The sequence below is a fragment of the Dyella sp. AtDHG13 genome, from assembly GCF_003201105.1.
Classification (GTDB): domain Bacteria; phylum Pseudomonadota; class Gammaproteobacteria; order Xanthomonadales; family Rhodanobacteraceae; genus Dyella; species Dyella jiangningensis_B.
Genome location: NZ_QICJ01000011.1, coordinates 170,431 through 189,531, shown reverse-complemented (window position 1 = coordinate 189,531; position 19,101 = coordinate 170,431). Strand labels below are relative to the sequence as shown.

Sequence of the window (19,101 nt, the reverse complement as noted above, 5' to 3'; positions counted from 1 at the left end):
CGCCAAATCGTTTGCGCCACAGGTAGAAGGAGGCATCACTGAAACCGTGCTTGCGGCACAGCTCCTTGATCGGTGCGCCGGCTGCCGCCTGTTTCGTACACGACGCAGACCAGATTCCATGTGGAAGGAGATGCGTGGGCGCATCACATCCGCTTGCCGGACGAAGATCTTGCACGTGAAGTCATGAGGATCGAGAACACGATGCGCAAACTTACGAGCACGCAGGGCCAACTGTTTCACTGGCCTCCGAAGCGACGGCGTGAGGCTTTGCCCCGTCATGGCGTTGCACGACTGGCACAGGAGTTTCTGGCCATCGTTCGTCCCGGCCTGTGGTCGATCCGGCAAGCCTTTCCGCACCACCAGTTTCATCCTCTGGTGTCGCTGTTTGAGAAGCACATGGAGGCACGATCATTTACGCCTCACTTTCAGCCGGTGTGTCAAGACGATGTCGACCGGCTAAATGCGTGTGTCAAAGCCATGCGCGACGAGGCACGTTCGACGGCGTTCCGTGTTCGTCGAGATAAGCACCACAAGCTCGTGCGCAGCAACACCACAGGCCTCTTGGAGCTTATCGACAGGCTCTTCCTCTTGCACAGCCAGCTCCTCGTGATTCGCATGGATATTTCCTATTGCCGCCACTCACTTGAGCCCTGGCGCGCCCTTTCGGTGACGAAAGAGGAGGCGGTGAATCATCGCGACCAAATGATCCGTTACCTAAAACGCAAGTGCCCATTTAGGCCCGTAGGCTACGCGTGGAAGTTGGAATTCACGCAGGGCACGGGATGGCACACTCACCTTCTGTTGTTCTTCGACGCGAACCAACATCAGCAAGACCTGCCCATTGCCACGCATATCGGGCGGCATTGGAATGACGTGATCACACGTGGCCTTGGACGCCATCACATCAGCAATTTCGAGGCGCACCAATACCGCGGTGTCGGTAAGATCCACTACACGGATGTGGCCAAGCTCTGGGCACTTCGGACATTGGTGGCTCCCTATCTGACGAAAGTCGACTACTACGTCCGTATGGTCCTGTCCAAGGGGCGCACATTCGGTCGAAGTGAGTTGCCCGACATACCAGAGACGAAGCGGGGCCGCCCTCGTGCGCTTCCGTCAGCGAGGGTTGCCGACTACGTGCCTCCGATACCTATCTCGAACACGAAAACGAAGGAAAGGCCTCCGATGAAACGCGGGCGGCTCGTCGACACGAAGGCCAGTGTTGTGCCGCTGCGTCCGAGCATGCCGCGGAGTTCGACCGAAGTTTCGTGCAGGCCCGTGCGTTCGTATCCACGGGGCTTGGGAAACGGTCAATGGATGTCCGCTGGAAAGAGCTGGAAGCTTTGACCGAGCCTCTTGGGATGGCACCGTGTGCGCTCAAGCCCTTGTCTATGACCCTCGACCTCGATAGGCCTCAAAAACAGGCCCTTTCTTCTTGTCTAACCATTCAAGGATCAAGACAGCGGGTTCTTTCTTCCAAAGCGCCCTATCCGGGCTCTGGCTCTCGATGATGCGAACTAGCTCTTGGCCTAAAGCTTTAGCGACCTGGCTGGGGTCGGCCCAGCCGCGAGGGGGCCGCCGCTTTAATACGAGCTCAGCGAAATCCTTCACGCATTCTCGTCGCGCCTTGTCCCTATTGAACTTGCGCTCCCGCTTTCGTCCGCTGGCCAGACTAGCTGAGAGTAGATCGAAAGCCTCATCGACATGGGTTTTGACGGTACTCGCATCGCCGTCAAGAATGGCTTTACGCGCCTTAACGGCATGAATCCATGCCTCTGCGACGTTATCGCACTCTTCCCCGTCAGGTGAATCTTTCTCGCGGATTGATCGATACAGGGCGACCAGCTGCGTTTTAGCGCTTTGCTGCTGGGACGAGTCCAATGCAAGCGCGGCGATGTTGGCGCATTGCATTCCCTGACTGTCCCCGAGACACCAGAGGTGGAGCTCGCCGTATAGCCGGTCGACAGCGGCAAGATAGCGGCTAGACGCCTGGGGCGCGCGCTCGTCTCCAATCGAGTCGGAAGCCTCTTCAAGCTGTCGAGTCCAGCCGCTGTGCTGCTGTGATGCGCTGGTGCCATCGGCAAATTTGGATGTCATGCTCAGCGCGCTTCCCGTAAGTGTATGATTACTAAAGTCCTCTGTGCGACGGCCGATGGGTGCAAATTCGACCATGGCAGCAAGCCTGCGGGCAGATTACTCGGATATAGATCCATTGCTTCGGCGTGAACACGATTTATTCATCCTGTACCACGGCTGGGTACCTCTGAACCTCGGGTGGTCAGCTGGCCTAATATGAGTTGGCCAGCTCAACGCGTTTCAGCCTAAAGAAACGGAGTTGTGGTCAGTGGCTGGTCGCGTTCTGCGCGCCGCCGAGGCCGGTGCAGAGGAGGCCAGGGTTTTACCTCTGGGGGCAACTTTGGGGGCATCCTAACTAACGGTCGGTCAACAAATGGCTTGATTTCGGGGTTTGTAGGCACCTATTCGAGAGCACCCATAGCCACCATGTGTTCCCAAGTCCTTGGGGCACCAAGCCTTCCCAGCATTTCCGCACCCTTTGGCCGCAGTGCTACAGCGAGTGCTACAGGACATGCTACAAATCCGAGGGAAGGTCTTTACCTCTCGCATAATCGTGCCGGGCCGCCTCCAAGGCCTCCTTGGGCGAGTAGAGATCACCAAGAGTTTGCGGACCACGGACGCCCGAGAGGCTGCCCGTCGTCTGTCGTTGTGGGAATCGCACGTTGGCATCCTGTTGGATCACGTGCGCAGGCGTGGTGTACGGATGACACAGCAAGAGTTGGAACGGCTAACGAGGGACTACCTCGCAGTTTCCTTTGAAGAGATCGAAGAGCGTCTCGCTCTGAACTGGACACCCGGTGGGCTGGAGATTTACTCCTCCCAGCTCAACGAGCGATGCCACGAGCTGTCCTACGCGCTGTCGGTGGCCGATGTGTCGTCCGCGTTACCCCATGCGCGGGCTATGGCGCCCCAGGCAGACGAACGCTTCCATCGAAAACTCGCGCGACGCTTGATAGAAGTGCAGTTGAGTACAGCGGCTGCGGAGATCAAGGCGATATCTGGAGAGCCGCTGTCGCGGCCGATGGACCTGGCCTCAGTTAGCGCACTCGCGCCCTCAGAGCCCCCGCAGGTGACCGCTACGGTGTCCGAGATCTCCGCGATGTACCACGAAGAGCGCGTTAGTCGCGGCAAGTGGACCGCTCGAACGGCCGAGCAAGGCCTGAAGATCTTCTCAGTTGTAGCAGAGCTACTGGGCAACAAGCCCATCGGTGACGTGACCAAAGAAGATGTGCGAAGGCTTGGGCTCGACGTCGCCAAGCTTCCGGCAAACATGTCCAAGCTCTATCCAGGTCTGACTCCCGCTGAGGTCTTGGCCCGAACTGCTGACGACGACTCCGTGGCGCGGCTGGAGCCCAGGAGTGTGAACAAGTACTACCAGCACGTGCGGACTTTGTTCGCTTGGGCCGTTGAACACGATCACATTGCACAGAGTCCAGCAAGCATTCTTCGCAACGTTGAGGAGGGCCGTGCTCAAGATGCACGTAAAGCCTTGGATGATGCGGACATCAAGGCGCTGTTTGACCACGTTGCCCTCAAGGCACGGGAGCCGTACGGCCATTGGATACCTCGCATCCTGGCCTACACCGGCTGTCGCTTGGGCGAAGCGGCCCAGTTGCGCACGATTGACGTGCGGCAAGTTCAGGGCGTGTGGGTTTTCGACTTCAACAGAGAAACCGAGCAGAAGGACAGGAAGAACATCAAGACCGACGGAGGGGTTCGCCAGGTTCCCATCCATCCGCGGCTGATTGAACTCGGCCTCATCGAGTTCGTCGAGTCCGTGAAGGAGGACTTCCTATTTCCGGAGCGCATGCGTTACACAGAAGACGAGACGCGCAGCAATACCGACCTTTTGTCCAAACAGCTAAACCGCTGGCTTCGGAACGCTGGCGTAAATGACCCCAAGAAGCAGGTTCAGAGTTTTCGCGGGACCGTAGCGACGAGGCTCAAGGAATTGGGAACCCCGGACTACCAGATTGCAGAAATCCTCGGTCATGAGAACGACAACATCACCACGGGCCGCTACGGCAAGCGGACCAATCTGACAATCTTGTCGAACGTCCTTGCAACGCTGACGCTTCCCGTGTAGCGGCCGCCGCATGGCGTGGAGGCGCGGCGGCGGCTCATGTCGGGACACGGAGCGCAGGCAAGACTGAGGCGTGTCCTAGTTTTTGTGTAAGCGGACAACTGGCAAGAAACTGCCATCCGGAGACACCATGAGTTCACGCAAACAAGACGTATCCAGCGAGTTGCTCACCAGCTTGCTGGCTAACTACAAGACGCCCGAAGACCTGGTCGGTGAGAATGGCCTGTTAAAGCAATTGACCAAGCTAATGGTTGAGAAGGCCTTAGATGCGGAAATGACCGAGCACTTGGGCCATGAGCGGCATGAGCCAGTAGCCAATGCAACGGGCAACACCCGTAATGGCCGAAGCCGGAAGACGCTCAAGGCGGGATTCGGCGATCTCCCGATTGATATCCCACGGGACCGCAACGGAACCTTTGAACCAAAGTTGATCCCGAAGCACCAGCGACGCTGGAGTGGCTTCGATGACAAGATCATGTCCCTCTACGCTCGTGGCATGTCGGTTAGAGACATTCAGGCGCACCTTGAGGAGATGTACGACACGGAGGTCTCGACGAGCCTGATCTCCTCGGTTACCGACGCCGTCGTAGAGGAGGTGAAGGCTTGGCAGAGCAGGCCGCTAGACGCCGTATACCCGGTCGTCTACCTCGATTGCATACACGTAAAGGTGCGTGAAGGCACTGTGCGAGTAAAGGCGGTCTACATGGCGATAGGCATCACCATGAGCGGCGAGAAGGAGGTCCTCGGCCTCTGGCTGGCGCAGACCGAAGGAGCGAAGTTCTGGCTACAGGTAATAACGGAGCTGCGGAACCGTGGCGTGCAGGACATCTTTGTTGCCTGCGTCGACGGACTGAAGGGTTTCCCAGAAGCGATTGAGGCGGTGTTTCCTCGAACGACAGTGCAGCTCTGCATCGTCCACATGGTCCGGAACAGCCTTAACTACGTTTCGTGGAAGCGGCGTCCAGAAGTGGCTGCGGACCTCAAGCGCATATACAGCAGCGCGACAGCTGACGAGGCTGAGCAAAACTTGGCGGAGTTCGAAGCGCGCTGGGATAAGGAGTACCCGCCTATCGGTCAATCCTGGCGGCGCAACTGGGTGAACGTAATCCCCTTTTTCGATTACCCACCAGAGATCCGAAAGGTCATCTACACGACCAATGCCATTGAGTCGGTGAACATGAGTCTGCGGAAGCTCACCAAGTATCGCGGTTCCTTTCCAACCGACGAGTCGTTGATCAAGCTTCTGTACCTTGGCCTACGCAACATCAGCAAGCGCTGGTCGCTTCCGGTTCGTGACTGGAAGGCTGCCCTCAATCGCTTTACCATCCAGTTCGAGGGCCGCGTCCCTCAGCTTTAAAGAAATTCCCGTTTACACAAAGAAGTGCGCACGCTCTGATTTGGGTTGGGAGCAGACATCACCCGGCACGGTCAGGGGAACTCCCGCGAGATTCTCCCTCTGCTCAGTTCGGTCAGGCCGTGCCTCTCCATCGTGGAGTAGACCTGTTCCCACCACCAGATGCGGTCTCGTTGATCGATCGCTATGGAGGGTCGATGGACTAGCCGCTCGAAGGCCTCCCATAGGGCCTCTTCTGGCTGCCCCTCTGCCTCCAGTCTCGTCAGCTCGGCTTCTAGCTGATTGAATGTCTCTGACAGCTCGTCTCTAGTGAGGCTCACGAAGCACCCGCGCTCTCTCTCTGTCGTTGACGGGAATGGTTCGCCGGGAACCTTTCGCTTTCCTTATCGCGACGCCCGTTTGGAAAGAAAAGGCCCCAGATTCGGGGCCAAGTGTGCAAGGGCTAGTGCACTCTGTCGTGGGCTGCCGACGCTATCGGGACGCACCCGTGCCATCGGCTGGCCCTCTTTGGGGGGGCGTCAGATCACCCGGCGTGGCGCTATGGCTGCGCGCTTAGGGCTTTGGCCGCCGTGTAGAAGACCGCAACGAGGCCAGCCACTCCGGTCGATGCGACGATGGTTAGCGCCGTAAGCTGGTAACGATCAGCTTGGAGGAGGAACCGTCGAGTTTGGGTAAACATCGGCAAGCCTCTGGTGGGATGGCAGGAGGTTACGCCGTTTGGCCTGGTTCCGGTATCCGAACGTCAACGCAGCACTGCGCCAAGTCTTCACCTAGCAGTCGCAGCACGCGACCCCTGCTCACGGGATGCTTGTGCAGTTCCCTTACCTCAGTACTTCCGTCGGCGCGCTCAAGCTCCCAGCGACGATGACTGCCACCGGCCAGCCGATGAATCAGCTTCCCTGCTTGGACGAGCCTGTACTCATCGTGCCGATCTGGTTGCAAGTCGTTCCTGATGCATAGGTCCACCGCTAACCAAGTCGCTAGAACTGTCGTCGGGGCGATGCCCTTGTGTCGAAGACGAGCCCATACCGCCCTGGCGCGCTCCTTCGGCTTCTTGCCAGCCAGCCTAAATGCCTCGACAGGCGCTCCTGAGGATCGGTAGAGGCGGTCGACAGCTGTGGCTGCTTGGCGTACTGCGGGATCGTTTTGATTGCCCTCTAACCATTGCAATGCCTGGAGACGGAACGGTCTTAGCTCGGCCGCTGCGTAGCTCTGTTTCAGATAGCTGCCATGTCGCCGGTAGAACTCGATGTGCTGTCGGCAGTATAGGCCGTTGAGACCCTCTCCCTTGTCGGCCGTGGTGCGGTTAGGGCATGGGTACGCGCGGCATCTTTCGTAGGCGTCCTGCGGGCCTGCAATGCGGCTGCGGAGCGATTGAATGCGTCGCTGACGGCGGATGGCATCCATGCTCGGACATCAATCAGCTCAACTCGTACATGAAGCTCGGCGCATCGTGGGGCGGCCCGGCCGGCCAGCAGCCGACCATCACCGGCTGGACCGCCAGCACCGGCGGCAATCCGGACTTGAAGCCGATGGAAGCCAACCAGTTCGACTCGGCGCTGGAATGGTATTTCTCGCCGACCGGCATGCTGTACACCACCGTGTTCTACAAGAAGATCAAGAACTACATCACCAACGAAGTCACCGCCGAGAACATCAGCGGCCAGGAGTTCGCGGTGACCGGACCGCAGAACGCCGGCACCGGCAACGTGAAGGGTGTCGAGGCGGGCTACTCGCAGTTCTTCGATTTCCTGCCGGGGGCATGGAAAGGGCTTGGTGTGCAGGCCAACTACACCTTCCTGCGCAGCAGCAAGATCACCGGCACCACCTCCTGCGATCCCGATCACGCCAACGGCTCCTGCGGCGCGGACTTCATCGTCACCAACCCGGCCTTGCCCATGGCCGGCCTGTCGCAGAACAGCTACAACCTGATCGGCATGTACGAGTACGGCAAGTGGTCGGCTCGCCTGGCGTGGTCGTGGCGCAGCCGTTACCTGATCACCACGGAGGATTCGGGCGATACCTATCTGCCGATGTGGAACGACGCCTACGGCCAGCTCGATGCCTCGGTGTTCTATCACATCAACAAGGCCATGCAGGTGGGCCTGCAAATGAATAATCTCACCAACTCGACCACGCGCGTGCTGATGGGGCCCTCGACCTACGTCAATGGCGTGGTGGATCCGAAGCTGTACACACGCGCCATCTTCCAGAACGATCGCCGCTACGAACTGGTGTTTCGCGCCACGTTCTGACGGCGGGCGAGCAGGGGCGGCGGCGCGCGGGTCGCGCTGTCTTCCCCGGCCCGGCGCTTCGCCTTCGTGGGCGATGATCGAAAGCGTTGCTCAAGAGGTTGCCGGCAGTCTTGCCGGCAACGCTCAGGCCTTCAGTCGCTCAAGAAACTGCTTGGGCGTGCAGTTGAACTCGCGGCGGAACACGACGTACATGTATTGCAGCGACGTGAACCCGCTGCGGACGGCAACGTCCGTGAGCGACACGGAGGGGTCGGCCAGCATGTGGCGCGCCTTCTCCAGCTTGTGTTCCAGGATCACCTGGTGCACCGATTTCTTCAGCTCCCGCTTGAAATGCTCTTCCAGCAAGGTGCGTGATACACCGACGTAGCCGGCGACCTGTTCCGTCTTGATGCCCATGCACGCGTACTGGCGGATGTAGTGCCTGGCCCGCATCACGTGCGGGCTGCGGATGGACTGGTACAGGCTGCTTGCCTGCACGTTGATGCCGGCGGGCGGCAGCAGCATGCGGGTGCCCGAACAGTCACCGCCATGCAGCATCTGGTGCAGAAGCTGCGCGGCGGCGCGGCCCATCTCCTCGGTGCCCTGCATCACCGACGTCAACCGTATGCCGCTGAGCACCTGCACGATGGGGTCGTTGTCGATGCCGACGATCGCCACCTGCTCGGGCACCGGTATGTCGCCCACGATGCATGCCTGCAGCAGCTGCCGCGCGCGCGCATCGGTGGCGGCGATGATGCCGACCGGCTTGGGCAGCGAGCGTATCCATGACGCCACCTCTTCCTGCGCGCGGCCCCAGCCGCCGGCGCTGGTCGGCGAGCCGTGGTAGACGATGCCTTCCAGTCCGTCCGTGGCGGTGAGGTGGCGAAACCACATCTCGCGTTCGTGCGCCCAGCGGTTGTCCGGCTCCGGTGGCTTGCCGAAGAACGCGAAGTGCTCCAGCCCGTTCTCGATCAGGTGTCCGTAGGCCAGCTCCACCAGTTTACGGTTGTCGGTGGCCACGTAGGGAAGGCCGGTCGGATACTGCGACTCGTCACGGTAGGAGCCGCCGACCGCCACCACCGGAATGGAAAGCGACGACACGGCCTCGGCCACGACCGGGTCGTCGAAGTCCGCGATGATGCCGTCGCCGCGCCATTGCCGTATGCCCACGGTGCGGCTGCGGAAATCCTCTTCCAGGAACAGATCCCACTTCACGCGGGTAAAGGTGAGGTATTGCCCGATGCCGGCGATGACCTGCCGGTCATAGACCTTGTTGGCGTTGAACAGCAGTGCGACGCGGTGCGGCAACATCCTGCAATCCCCAAGGCAGGTACTTGCCGTGAAAGTAGCGTCTCGCACCCATGGCGACACGTTGCGCCGCATCAACCGATGGCTGCCCGTCCCCGTGATGGACAACCCGGCCGCGCGGCGGCCGGGAGCCGCGTCGTCGCCTCACGGACCGTCGCCGCCGGGCCTCGGCGCAAGGATCTCCCGCAGCACGTCGGGTTTGCCCGGTGCGCGCACCAGGTTGGGATACTTCGGCCCATCGACGTAGTGCACCACGTGCAGTTCGCTGACGCCGTCGTTCTTCACGCGAAGCTGCAGCAGCTGCCTGCTTTGCTGCGCACGGGCCATTTCGTCGTGCAGGACGGATGCGCTGAATGCGCGGTCGTTGATCGAGACCAGTTTCATGCCGGGCGCCATGCCGGCCTTGAAGGCTGGCCCGTTCCACAGCACGTCGATGACGTCGCCATCGTCCTTGAGGAACAGGCCCAGCGAGAACATGGCGTTGATGCCCTTCACTTCCAGCTCGCCCTGCCCCACGTTCTCGATCGCGTGCTGATATCGGGATGGCTGGTCGGTATACGCCAGCTGCCAGCCGCTGGCCTCGATGCCGGAAAGCAGTGGCACCTGATCATCGACGCCGTCGATCCAACCATGCAGGAAGCTGGCCCAGTCATCAGGCTGCACCTTGCCCAGCGTGTCGACCACGTCGTCGAAGCCATAGGTGTGCGTGACGTAGCTGCCGTCGTCGACACTGAAGAACAGCCGGGCGAAATCATCGACGGAGCGTTTGCCGTGGCTGAGTTCGCGAATGCGCATGTCGATGGCGAGCCACAGCAATTCGCCTTCGCGGTAGAAGTCGTTCTGGCGTCGCCAGTTGCCCCAGGCGGTGGGCGCGGAGTAATCCACCGCGACGGCGGTATCGGTCAGCGGGCGCCATGCGCGGCCGGGGCGATACGCCATGTCGGCTGCGCGATAGGCGAGCACCTGGCGCCACGTGTCGGCCGACCACAGGCCGCTGCGGGCGGTGAGCATGTCGCCCAGGTAGACGGTGAGACCTTCGTAGATCCACAACATGCCGGGGCGCTCGGGCTGCTCGAAGTCCGGTTGCCAGAGGCCCGCCGGGCGCATGAATTTTCCGTTCCACGAGTGGGTGTATTCGTGCGGAAGCAGCGACGCATCCAGCATGAAGTGGTCGGCGTCGGCGAACATCTTCGAGCCGCTGCGTGCGCGGTCGTCGCTGGATTGATGATGTTCCAGTCCACCCACCGGCACGTAGTCGCTCAAGGTCAGCAGCAGGTGGTAGCTGTCGTAATGGTGGGAGTGGAACAAGCGCTGCGCCTGTTCGATCAGGCGGCGATAGCTAGCAATCTGCGCGTCCGACAGATCGAGCGCGGCGGCGTTGTCGCCCACCATGTCCAGATAGCGGCGCACCGTTGAACCCGCCGGAGTCAGGTCGATCTGCCGGAAATATTGGCCCGCGATCACCGGCGAATCGACCAGGGTATTGAATGGCACCGGCTTGAACGCGATGCGTCCACCTTCCTGCGTCGCCGTTTCCAGTGCGCTGGCATGGTGCCAGTCGGCGGGAATGATCAGCGTCGGCTGGTAGATCTGCGTGTTCGTGGGGGAGCCCGCGCGATACAGCGCCACCTGGTCCCACGAGACGCCCATCAGATGGGGCGTGACGCGTTCCGCGCCGGGAAACTGGAAGTCGATGTCCAGTTGCCGCACGCCTGCCGGCACGTCCAGATGAAAGGTGAAACGGTCCAGCTCATCGCGTTGCCAGGCCATGCGCTGGCCGCCCGCGCTGAACTGCAGGCCCATGAGCAGTTCGATGGGCCCGTCCGGCGAGTGATCGCCGGGAATCCACTTCGGGTAGTAGAGCGTGAGCGGGCCCGGCGTGACCGGCATGGTCTCGTGCACGTACAGCAGCTTCTGGCTGGGATCAGGCAGGCGCACCGTCAACGCGACGATTCCGTCCGCCGCGTGCTCATCCGCCTGGGCCGTCCACGGCGCGCAAGCGGCCAGGATGACGATGGCCAGCCATCGCGTCAGTCGTTTCATGCGCTCTCCCCGGGAGTTTCAGTTGGCCGTCCATATCCGCGGCTGCCAGCGCGAGGCCGCTCGGACGCGAGGCATCGTACACGGCGGCCGCGGACAAGTAGAGCCGGCCATCCACGCACGTCACGACTCCCGCGGATGCCTGCGCCGCCGCACCCGCCGATGCTATCCGGCGCAATCGCGACGGCGGAAACCATAACTTCCAGCTATGCCGGATGCAGGTCTTTTCATTGGTGGTTTGCGTGAGGCGATGAGTATGCTCGGGTGACCTACCGGTCCGTGGCTGGGGAGCCGCGGCGGTTGTTGCCGTAAGGGTTGGGTGTCTGCCGGCACGACGAAGCAACACGCCATGACTTCATCGAGGCAGCGCTACTTGGGTTTCATCGTCTGGGGAGAGCAGATCATGAAGGTAACGTCCTTGCGTTCGTTGCATGGAAAGAAGGGCCTCCGGCGCAAGGCGCTGGCACTGGCCATCAGCTCGGCCACGCTGGGGTTCAACGGCGCGGCCTGGGCCCAGGCGACGAACGGCACCATCTACGGCAGCGTTCCGGCCGTTGCGGGTGAAACCATCCAGATCACGGGTGGCTCGGGTTTCAATCGCAGCACCGACGTGGGTACTTCCGGCAAGTATTCGGTCACCTTGCCGGTCGGCACCTATACCGTGTCGCTGCTGCAGAATGGCAAGGTGGTGGATTCGCGCAGCGGCGTCAGTCCGGTGGCGGCAGGTTCGGTGGTGGTGGACTTTGCCGTGCCTACCGCGGAAGCGGGCGCCAAGACGCTGGGCACGATCAGCGTTACCGGCAATTCGCTGCCGCCGATTGACGTGACCACCACCAACCAGGTGACGACGATCACCGCCAAGCAGCTGCAGCAGCTGCCGCTGCAGCGCACCGCCGAGAACATCGCCTTGCTGGCGCCGGGCGTCAACCTGGGCTCGCCCGAGATAGGCACCGGCCCGCTGGGCACGCCGAACCTGGTGTTCGGTGGTGCGTCCACGGCGGAGAACGCGTACTACCTCGATGGCATGAACACCACCGAGCTGCTCAACAACCAGGGTGGTGTGTCGCTGCCGTACGGCGCGATCGAGCAGCAGCAGACCTTTACTACCGGTTATGACGCCCGCTACGGCCGCTCCATCGGCGGCGTGATCAACCAGATCGGCAAGAGCGGCGACAACGACTGGCACTTTGGCGTGCGCGCCCTGTGGCAGCCCGGCAGCCTGCGTTCGGATCCGGACAATTTCTATTTCGCCAACCCGCTGGTGACCAACCAGGGCAACCGGCCCGGCGACCTCGCCGTCTATCGCAACCACAACAGCAGCAGCGAGAACATCTACGACGCCTACATCAGCGGCCCGCTGATCAAGGACAAGCTGTTCTTCTTCGTGGGCGCCGAGCAGGACAACACCAACTACCGCACCACTTCGGAGTTCAGCAGCACAGCCACCACCGAGACGTGGAAAGTGCAGGATCCGAAGTTCTATACCAAGCTGAACTGGAACATCAACGACAGCAACGTGCTCAGCGCGACCTATCTGCAGAACGCGCACAAGACCGACGGCACGATCTACGACTTCGACTACGACACGCTCAAGCAAGGCAACTTCAACAGCCTCGACCAGATTAGCCGCACCACCTTCAAGGTGTGGGTGGCCAACTACACCTCGTACATCACCGACGCGCTGACCTTGAACGCCACGGTCGGCAAGATGCACGGCACCTACTACACGCGACAGCCCGCCTTTCCGGGTTACGACCCGATGCTGCCGCACATCGCCAGCAACTCCCAGCAGGATCCGGCCTTCGCGCCGCCCGGCGGCATTTCCAATTCGCAGATCAATTCGTCCATTGCCGACCCCGACCACAAGGAGTCGGTGACGAACTATCGCCTTAACCTGGACTACAAGCTGGGCGACCATGATCTTCAGGTCGGCATCGACAACATCAACTCGCGCGACATCAACGACGGCTCGGTCGATCCCGGCCCGGGCTATCAGTGGATCTATGGCCAGAGCGACCCGGGCTCGCCGGTGTTCGGCGTGGATCCCAATGTCCCGCCCTACGTCGCGCCCTCGACGCAGTGCCATCCCGACGCCACCGGCACCATGCGCTGCTACTACGTGCAGCAGCACACGGACATCAGCGTGGCCTCGGTGCGCGTGGCGCAACGCGCGCAGTACGTGATGGACAACTGGCAGGTCACGCCCAACCTGCTGCTGAACCTGGGCCTGCGCAGCGACCAGTTCACCAACTACGACGCTTCCGGCGTGCCCTATATCCGCCTGACCAAGCCGCAGTGGGCGCCGCGCCTGGGCTTCAGCTGGGACGTGCACGGCGATTCCAGCCTCAAGGTATTCGGCAACGCCGGCCGCTACTACCTGGCGCTGCCGGAGCAGGTGGCGCTGTCCATCGCCGCGCCCGTCACGAACGCCGGCGTGTACGGCACCTACACGGGCATCGATCCGAACACCGGCGCGCCCATCGGCTTCACGCCGCTGCCGCAGAACCCGTCGACCGGCGTGTCCATCGACAGCGAATACGGGCAGGCGAAGGATCCGCGCGTTTCCACCGCGCAGAACATCAAGGCCGAGTTCTCCGACAACTACGTGCTGGGCATGCAGCAGCAGTTCGACATGCTGGGCACCAGCTGGGTGTTCGGCGCCACCGGCAGCTATCAGCGCATGAACCGCATCATCGACGACTTCGACGACATCCAGATCGAATGCGCGGCCGGGCGTGCGCAGGGCTATGCGTACATGACGCCCGACACCTGCAGCCAATGGGCGCAGAGCCTGGTGCTGATCAACCCGGGCGAGACGGCCAAGCTGCTGATGCAGTCGCCCAGCGGCGCCCTGGTGCCGGTGACGCTGACCGCCAAGGACCAGGCCTTCCCCAAGGGTGCGACGCGCCGCTACTACTCGCTGGACCTGTCGCTGGAGCACGCCTGGGACGGCAAGTGGTTCGCCAAGTTCGACTACATGTTCTCGCGCACCTGGGGCAATGACGAAGGCCCGGTAAGCACGTATTCGCAGCAGGGCGGCTCCTACGAATCGCTCACCACCGGGTGGGATTTCCCGGAGCGCATGGAATATTCCTCCGGCGTGCTGCCCAACGATCGCAAGCACCAGATCAAGTTCTACGGCGCGTACCAGGTGTCCAAGGACTGGGCCGTGGGCGCGAACATCTACATGGCTTCCGGCACGCCACGCCTTTGCCGCGGCGGCTACGGACCGGACCAGCTCGCCCTGCATGGTTCGCACACCTATTACTGGTGTGGCGGCGTGCCGGTGCCGCCGGGCTCGCTGGGGCGCCTGCCGTGGACGCATCAGGTCAACCTCAACGTCGACTACAAGCCGACCTGGGCCGATCACAAGCTGGACTTCAACGTGGCCGTGATCAACCTGTTCGACCAGCAGACGCCGGTGTTCTACAACGACTTCTACGGCACCACGTCCAGTCCGAATCCGGACTACGGACGCGTGCAGGATACGGTGGCTCCCCGGTACGTGCGGTTCTCCGTCGCGTACGACTTCTGACGACGCGCTGTCGTCTCCCCGCGCGCCGGGCCTGGCCCGGCGCTTTTTTTTCCGGGCTCGCGCCTTGTATATAGTCGGCAGGACGACCGTCACCGGTGACGACATGACAGAACCCCGACCGACGCAAGGCGCGTCCCCGCTGCCGCCAGAAGCCGAGCGCCTGCTGGCGAAGGCGCGCGAGGCATGGTCGCACCGTGCGTTCGATGCCGCGGAGCGTTCCTTGCTCGACGCGCTCGCGCTGGCGCCGCAGGACGCGACCGTGCTGCGGATGCTCGGCATGGTGGCGCAGCGCCGTGGCGACAACGCGCGCGCCATCGACTGCTTCCGGCGCGTGCTGGCGGTGTGGCCCGACGATTCGGATCTGCACGTCTGCCTGGGCATTGCGCTGTTCGAGCGCGGCGAGATCGAGCAGGCGCTGGCGCACATGCGGCGCGCCTGCGAGATCCAGCCCACGTCGGCGGCGGCCTGGTACAACTTTGGCGAAGCGCTGATACGGCTGGCGCACACCGAGGACGGCGTAGCCGCCTTGCGCAAGGCGCGCGAGCTCGACCCCACGCACCTGTCGGCGCTGCTGTCCCTGTCCAAGGCGCAGGCCAGCCTGGGCGAGATCGACGCGGCCATCGCGGGATTCCGCGAGGTGCTGCGGCGCGATCCCATCAACGCGGAAGGCTGGTTCGGGCTTTCCAATCTCAACACCGTGCGTTTCGACGCACGGGAGGCGGCGTTCCTGGCGCGCACGCTGGCACGCACCGACCTGCCGCCGCGCCATCGCGAAATGCTGGGCTTCACGCATGCCAAGGCGCTGGAGGATCAGGGCGACTATCTGCACGCCTTCGATGCATTCGCCGCTGCCAATGCCTCGCGGCGCAAGCGCACGCCATGGGACGCGGCCGGCGAGCGCAAGCGCGTGGACGACATCCTGCGCGTCGCCACGCAGGACGCGCCGCCGCCCGTGGACCCGCAGCTCGGCAAGGAGGTGATCCTGATCACCAGCATTCCGCGCTCCGGTTCCACCCTGGTGGAACAGATCCTCGCCTCGCATCCGGAGGTGGCGGGCGCCAACGAGATCAACGACCTCGCGCAGGTGATCGATGCGGAAACCCGCCGTCGCCGTTCGGCCTATCCGCTGTGGACGGCGGACGCGTCGGCGCAGGATTGGCACCGCCTGGGCCAGGAATACCTCGCGCGCACCGCGCGCTGGCGCCAGGCCAAGCCGCGCTTCACCGACAAGAACCTGCTGAACTGGTACCTCATCGGCTCCACGCTGGCGATGTTGCCCGCCGCGCGCGTGGTCATCGTGCGGCGCGACCCGGTGGAAACCTGCCTGGCGTGCTATCGCCAATGCTTCAGCGAGAAGAACGGCTTCGGCAGCGACCTGGACGAAATGGCCGACTACTGCATCGACTTCCTGCGGCTGGCGCGCTTCTGGACCGGGAAATACCCCGGCCGCGTGTTCGATCTCGAATACGAAGCACTGCTGGCTGAACCGGAGACGATGATTCGCCGCCTGCTGGACTTCTGCCAACTGCCGTTCGATGCCGCCTGCCTGGAGCCGCACAAGACGCCGCGTGCGGTATTGAGCGCGCCCAGCGCCGCCCAGGTGCGCCAGCCCCTGCGCCGCGATACGGCGCGCAGCGCGCGCTACGGCGACCGGCTGGACGGGCTGCGCCGGCGCCTGCGCGATGCCGGCGTGCTGGCCGATTGAGCGGGATTCAGTAAGCCTTGCCGCGCGCCGACACCGGCCACACGACTTCGACCTTGCCGTTGCGCACACCGACGTACCAGTCGTGCAGGTTGCAGGTCGGGTCGCAGTGCCCGGGAATCAGCCTGAGCTTTTCGTTGATGCGCAGCGCGCCGTGTTTGTCTTCGATCACGCCGTGCTCGTCGGAGATGCTGGCGTAGCGCACGTCGTCCCGGCCGTGCACCACCGGCAGGCCGCTGTCCACCGACAGCACCTTCAGCCCCGCGTCGCACACGGCCTGATCGGGTTTGGCATGGCTCATCACCGAGGTGAGCACGAACAGCGCGTTCTCCCACTCGCTGCGGTCGATGCGCTGGCCGTGCGCGTCCTTGATGCGGCCATAGTCGGCGTCCATGAAGGCGTAGCTGCCGCATTGCAGTTCGTTGTACACGCCCGAGGCGGATTCGAAGTAATACGAGCCCGTGCCGCCGCCGGAGACCAGTTCCGGTTCCAACCCCTCCGCGCGCAGCGCGGCCACCACCGCCTTGACGAACACGATGGCGTCGTCGAGTTTCGCCTTGCGGTCGGCGTAGTGCTCCAGGTGCTGCATGCTGCCCTGGTAGGCCTGCAGGCCGGCAAAAGTGAGCGACGATGCCGCATCGATGGCTTTCGCCAGGTCGACGGCCTCTCGCACCGTGCCAACGCCGCAGCGTCCCTGTCCGCAGTCGATCTCGACCAGGCAGGCCAGCGTGGTGCCGTGCCGCTGTGCCGCCACGGAGAGTTCGGCGACGTTCGCCATGTCGTCCACGCAGACGGTGATGCGCGAACCGAAGGCCGGCAGCCGCGCGAGCCGGTCGATCTTGGCGGGGTCGCGCACCTCGTTGGAGACCAGGATGTCCTGGATGCCGCCGCGCGCGAACACCTCGGCCTCGGACACCTTCTGGCAACACACGCCCACCGCGCCGCCCAGGCGTTCCTGCAGTTTCTGCACGTCCACGGACTTGTGCATCTTGCCGTGGCTGCGATGGCGCATGCCGTGCGCCTTCGCGTACTCGCCCATCCGGAGGATGTTGCGTTCCAGCGCATCGAGATCGAGCACGAGGCAAGGCGTCTGGATGTCCGCCTCGTCCATGCCGGGCAGGGCGGGCACGTCGTAGCCGACGTCGAGCGCGGCGGTATCGATGTTCGTATTCATGGTGGTCCGGCCGTGCCTCCCCCGAGGCCATGCTGTCATTTACAGGCATGTTCCCGGCGGAAGGCAAGGTCTTCGTAGTCGGAACTGAAATCGGCATCGGGATCGACCTTCGCCATGCGCAGCGCGTCGCCGGATCGCTCGGGCAAGCGCAGCCAGGCTTCGATCTCGTCGTGATCCCACTGCACCAGGTAGCGGTCGCCCACGCGCATGACCTGTCCGCTCAGGCGCGGCGATTTCGCGGAGGCGAAGCGCACGCCATCGCCCTGCGCGCACAGGCGAACCTCACCGAACCACGGGTCGCGCCATACGCCCAGCTGCGCGCTCAGTTCGGCCGGCGTCGCACGCTGGCGCGACGACGTATCGGGAACGTGCGAGGCATGCTGCTGCTGGCTCGCGCGTTGCAGTTCATCGGCGTAGTTGTCCACGCTGCGCGCCTTGCCGGGTGCGGTGAAGTGCTTGGTGAGCACTTCGATCAGCACGCTGCGTGCGTCCTCGGCATCGGCATTGATCAGCAGCACGAAGCCGCTCTTGCGGAATGGCAGCAGCACCATCGCCGAGTACATGCCTGATAGCGTGCCGGTGTGCGACACGGTCATCTGGCCATCCACGTCGGCAATGCGCCAGCCGTAGCCATAGCCGTAGAACAGCGTGCCGTCCCAGTCCTGGCGGCGCGCGGAGATCGGCATGGGCGTATAGGCCGTCCATTCCTTGCGGCGCTGTTCCGGCGACAACCACGCCAGTTGCGCCGGCCTCGGCGCCAGCCAGTTGTTCGCCCAGGTCAGCATGTCGTTGAGGCTGCAGCGCACACCGCCGGCGGAATCCATGGTTTCGGGGTGGACGATGGCGCCATCGGCGCGCACGGCCTCGAAGCGGCCGTCGTGCAGCACATACGGGTCGGCCACGTTGCCGACCTCGGCGCGGTTCCACGTGCCGATCTGGCAGCGGCTCATGCCCAGCGGCTGGAACACCTCGCGACGCAACAGCGCGGGATACGGTGCGCCACCCGCGGCGGCGGCCACCTCGCCGGCCACGATGTACAGCGTGTTGTCGTAGGCGTAGCCGGCGCGGAAGCTGTAGGACGGTTTCAGATACTGCAGGCCCGCGACCACGTCGCCGGGCGTGAACTGGTTGGGTGTGGGCCACAGCATCAGGTCGCCCGCGCCCTCGGGCAGTCCGCTGTGATGCACCAGCAGATCGCCCACCTGCATGTTCGCCGTGACCCAGGGATCGTGCATGCGGAAGGCCGGAAGATACTTGGTCACCGGATCGTCCCAGCGCAGCTTGCCCTGCTGCACCAGCCGCGCCAGCAAGGTGGCCGTCATCGCCTTGCTGTTGGAGGCGATGCCGAACAGCGTATCCGCATTCATGGGCTGGCCGTTCGCCAGCTTGCCCACGGTGCGCGTGTACGTCACGGTGCCGTTATCGATCACGCCCACCGCGATGCCCGGCAGGTGATAGCGCGCGACTACGGCATCCACCGCGCGATCGTATTCGGCGCGCGTGTTCGCATCCGGCGTGGACGCATGGGCCACGCTGCCCAGCAACGCCCATGCGGATGCGCAGAACAGGAATCTGGCGAAACGGCCCATGCGTAC

Annotated in this window: 12 protein-coding genes; 6 read left to right on the top strand and 6 right to left on the bottom strand. The window is 63.1% G+C overall.

What is annotated here, in order from left to right; all coding sequences use genetic code 11:
• On the bottom strand, positions 1–115 hold a 115-nt coding region (locus BDW41_RS17960; protein ID WP_146217379.1), incomplete at its 3' end, for a transposase.
• 68 nt (positions 116–183) lie between these two features.
• On the opposite strand from BDW41_RS17960, the gene BDW41_RS17955 reads away from it, so the two are divergent.
• On the top strand, positions 184–1,347 hold the full coding sequence (locus BDW41_RS17955; RefSeq protein WP_074550081.1) for an inovirus-type Gp2 protein: 1,164 nt from the start codon (positions 184–186) through the stop codon (positions 1,345–1,347).
• 42 nt (positions 1,348–1,389) lie between these two features.
• On the opposite strand, the gene BDW41_RS17950 is transcribed toward BDW41_RS17955, so the two are convergent.
• Positions 1,390–2,172: a hypothetical protein gene (locus tag BDW41_RS17950; RefSeq protein WP_110301652.1), complete on the bottom strand. Its 783-nt coding sequence runs from the start codon at positions 2,170–2,172 to the stop codon at positions 1,390–1,392.
• A gap of 607 nt (positions 2,173–2,779) precedes the next feature.
• On the opposite strand from BDW41_RS17950, the gene BDW41_RS17945 reads away from it, so the two are divergent.
• From BDW41_RS17945 to BDW41_RS17930, 3 genes are all read left to right on the top strand, one after another.
• Positions 2,780–4,162: a site-specific integrase gene (locus tag BDW41_RS17945; RefSeq protein ID WP_158537011.1), complete on the top strand. Its 1,383-nt coding sequence runs from the start codon at positions 2,780–2,782 to the stop codon at positions 4,160–4,162.
• Positions 4,163–4,289: 127 nt separating this feature from the next.
• Positions 4,290–5,516, top strand: a complete 1,227-nt coding sequence (locus tag BDW41_RS17940) for an IS256 family transposase (protein ID WP_074550087.1) — start codon at positions 4,290–4,292, stop codon at positions 5,514–5,516.
• Between the two features lie 1,433 nt (positions 5,517–6,949).
• A complete protein-coding gene (locus tag BDW41_RS17930) occupies positions 6,950–7,768 on the top strand; it encodes a TonB-dependent receptor (RefSeq protein WP_233496924.1) in 819 nt (272 codons plus the stop codon).
• A 123-nt stretch (positions 7,769–7,891) separates the two neighbouring features.
• On the opposite strand, the gene BDW41_RS17925 is transcribed toward BDW41_RS17930, so the two are convergent.
• On the bottom strand, positions 7,892–9,058 hold the full coding sequence (locus tag BDW41_RS17925) for a DNA-binding transcriptional regulator (protein ID WP_074550091.1): 1,167 nt from the start codon (positions 9,056–9,058) through the stop codon (positions 7,892–7,894).
• Positions 9,059–9,199: 141 nt separating this feature from the next.
• Positions 9,200–11,098: a M61 family metallopeptidase gene (locus tag BDW41_RS17920; protein ID WP_083337709.1), complete on the bottom strand. Its 1,899-nt coding sequence runs from the start codon at positions 11,096–11,098 to the stop codon at positions 9,200–9,202.
• 400 nt (positions 11,099–11,498) lie between these two features.
• On the opposite strand from BDW41_RS17920, the gene BDW41_RS17915 reads away from it, so the two are divergent.
• Both BDW41_RS17915 and BDW41_RS17910 read left to right on the top strand, forming a co-directional pair.
• A complete protein-coding gene (locus tag BDW41_RS17915; RefSeq protein ID WP_074550344.1) occupies positions 11,499–14,630 on the top strand; it encodes a TonB-dependent receptor in 3,132 nt (1,043 codons plus the stop codon).
• A 103-nt stretch (positions 14,631–14,733) separates the two neighbouring features.
• Entirely contained in the window at positions 14,734–16,335 is a 1,602-nt protein-coding gene (locus BDW41_RS17910; RefSeq protein WP_074550094.1) for a sulfotransferase family protein, read from the top strand.
• 7 nt (positions 16,336–16,342) lie between these two features.
• Here the strand turns inward: BDW41_RS17910 and bhcC are convergent, their stop codons facing one another.
• Positions 16,343–17,506 (bottom strand): 3-hydroxy-D-aspartate aldolase BhcC, encoded by a 1,164-nt coding sequence (bhcC, locus tag BDW41_RS17905; RefSeq protein WP_074550096.1) that lies wholly within the window; start codon positions 17,504–17,506, stop codon positions 16,343–16,345.
• Between the two features lie 35 nt (positions 17,507–17,541).
• Positions 17,542–19,095, bottom strand: coding sequence for a serine hydrolase domain-containing protein (locus BDW41_RS17900; protein WP_074550098.1), 1,554 nt, complete (start codon positions 19,093–19,095; stop codon positions 17,542–17,544).
• Between the last annotated feature and the right edge of the window lie 6 nt (positions 19,096–19,101).

Bases quoted from the DNA above. Each gene is read 5' to 3' on its own strand.
- BDW41_RS17915 (WP_074550344.1), top strand. From the start codon at position 11,499: ATGAAGGTAACGTCCTTGCGTTCGTTGCATGGAAAGAAGGGCCTCCGG.
- BDW41_RS17950 (WP_110301652.1), bottom strand. From the start codon at position 2,172: ATGGTCGAATTTGCACCCATCGGCCGTCGCACAGAGGACTTTAGTAAT.
- bhcC (WP_074550096.1), bottom strand. From the start codon at position 17,506: ATGAATACGAACATCGATACCGCCGCGCTCGACGTCGGCTACGACGTG.
- BDW41_RS17900 (WP_074550098.1), bottom strand. From the start codon at position 19,095: ATGGGCCGTTTCGCCAGATTCCTGTTCTGCGCATCCGCATGGGCGTTG.
- BDW41_RS17910 (WP_074550094.1), top strand. From the start codon at position 14,734: ATGACAGAACCCCGACCGACGCAAGGCGCGTCCCCGCTGCCGCCAGAA.
- BDW41_RS17930 (WP_233496924.1), top strand. From the start codon at position 6,950: ATGAAGCTCGGCGCATCGTGGGGCGGCCCGGCCGGCCAGCAGCCGACC.
- BDW41_RS17955 (WP_074550081.1), top strand. From the start codon at position 184: ATGAGGATCGAGAACACGATGCGCAAACTTACGAGCACGCAGGGCCAA.
- BDW41_RS17940 (WP_074550087.1), top strand. From the start codon at position 4,290: ATGAGTTCACGCAAACAAGACGTATCCAGCGAGTTGCTCACCAGCTTG.
- BDW41_RS17945 (WP_158537011.1), top strand. From the start codon at position 2,780: ATGACACAGCAAGAGTTGGAACGGCTAACGAGGGACTACCTCGCAGTT.
- BDW41_RS17920 (WP_083337709.1), bottom strand. From the start codon at position 11,098: ATGAAACGACTGACGCGATGGCTGGCCATCGTCATCCTGGCCGCTTGC.
- BDW41_RS17925 (WP_074550091.1), bottom strand. From the start codon at position 9,058: ATGTTGCCGCACCGCGTCGCACTGCTGTTCAACGCCAACAAGGTCTAT.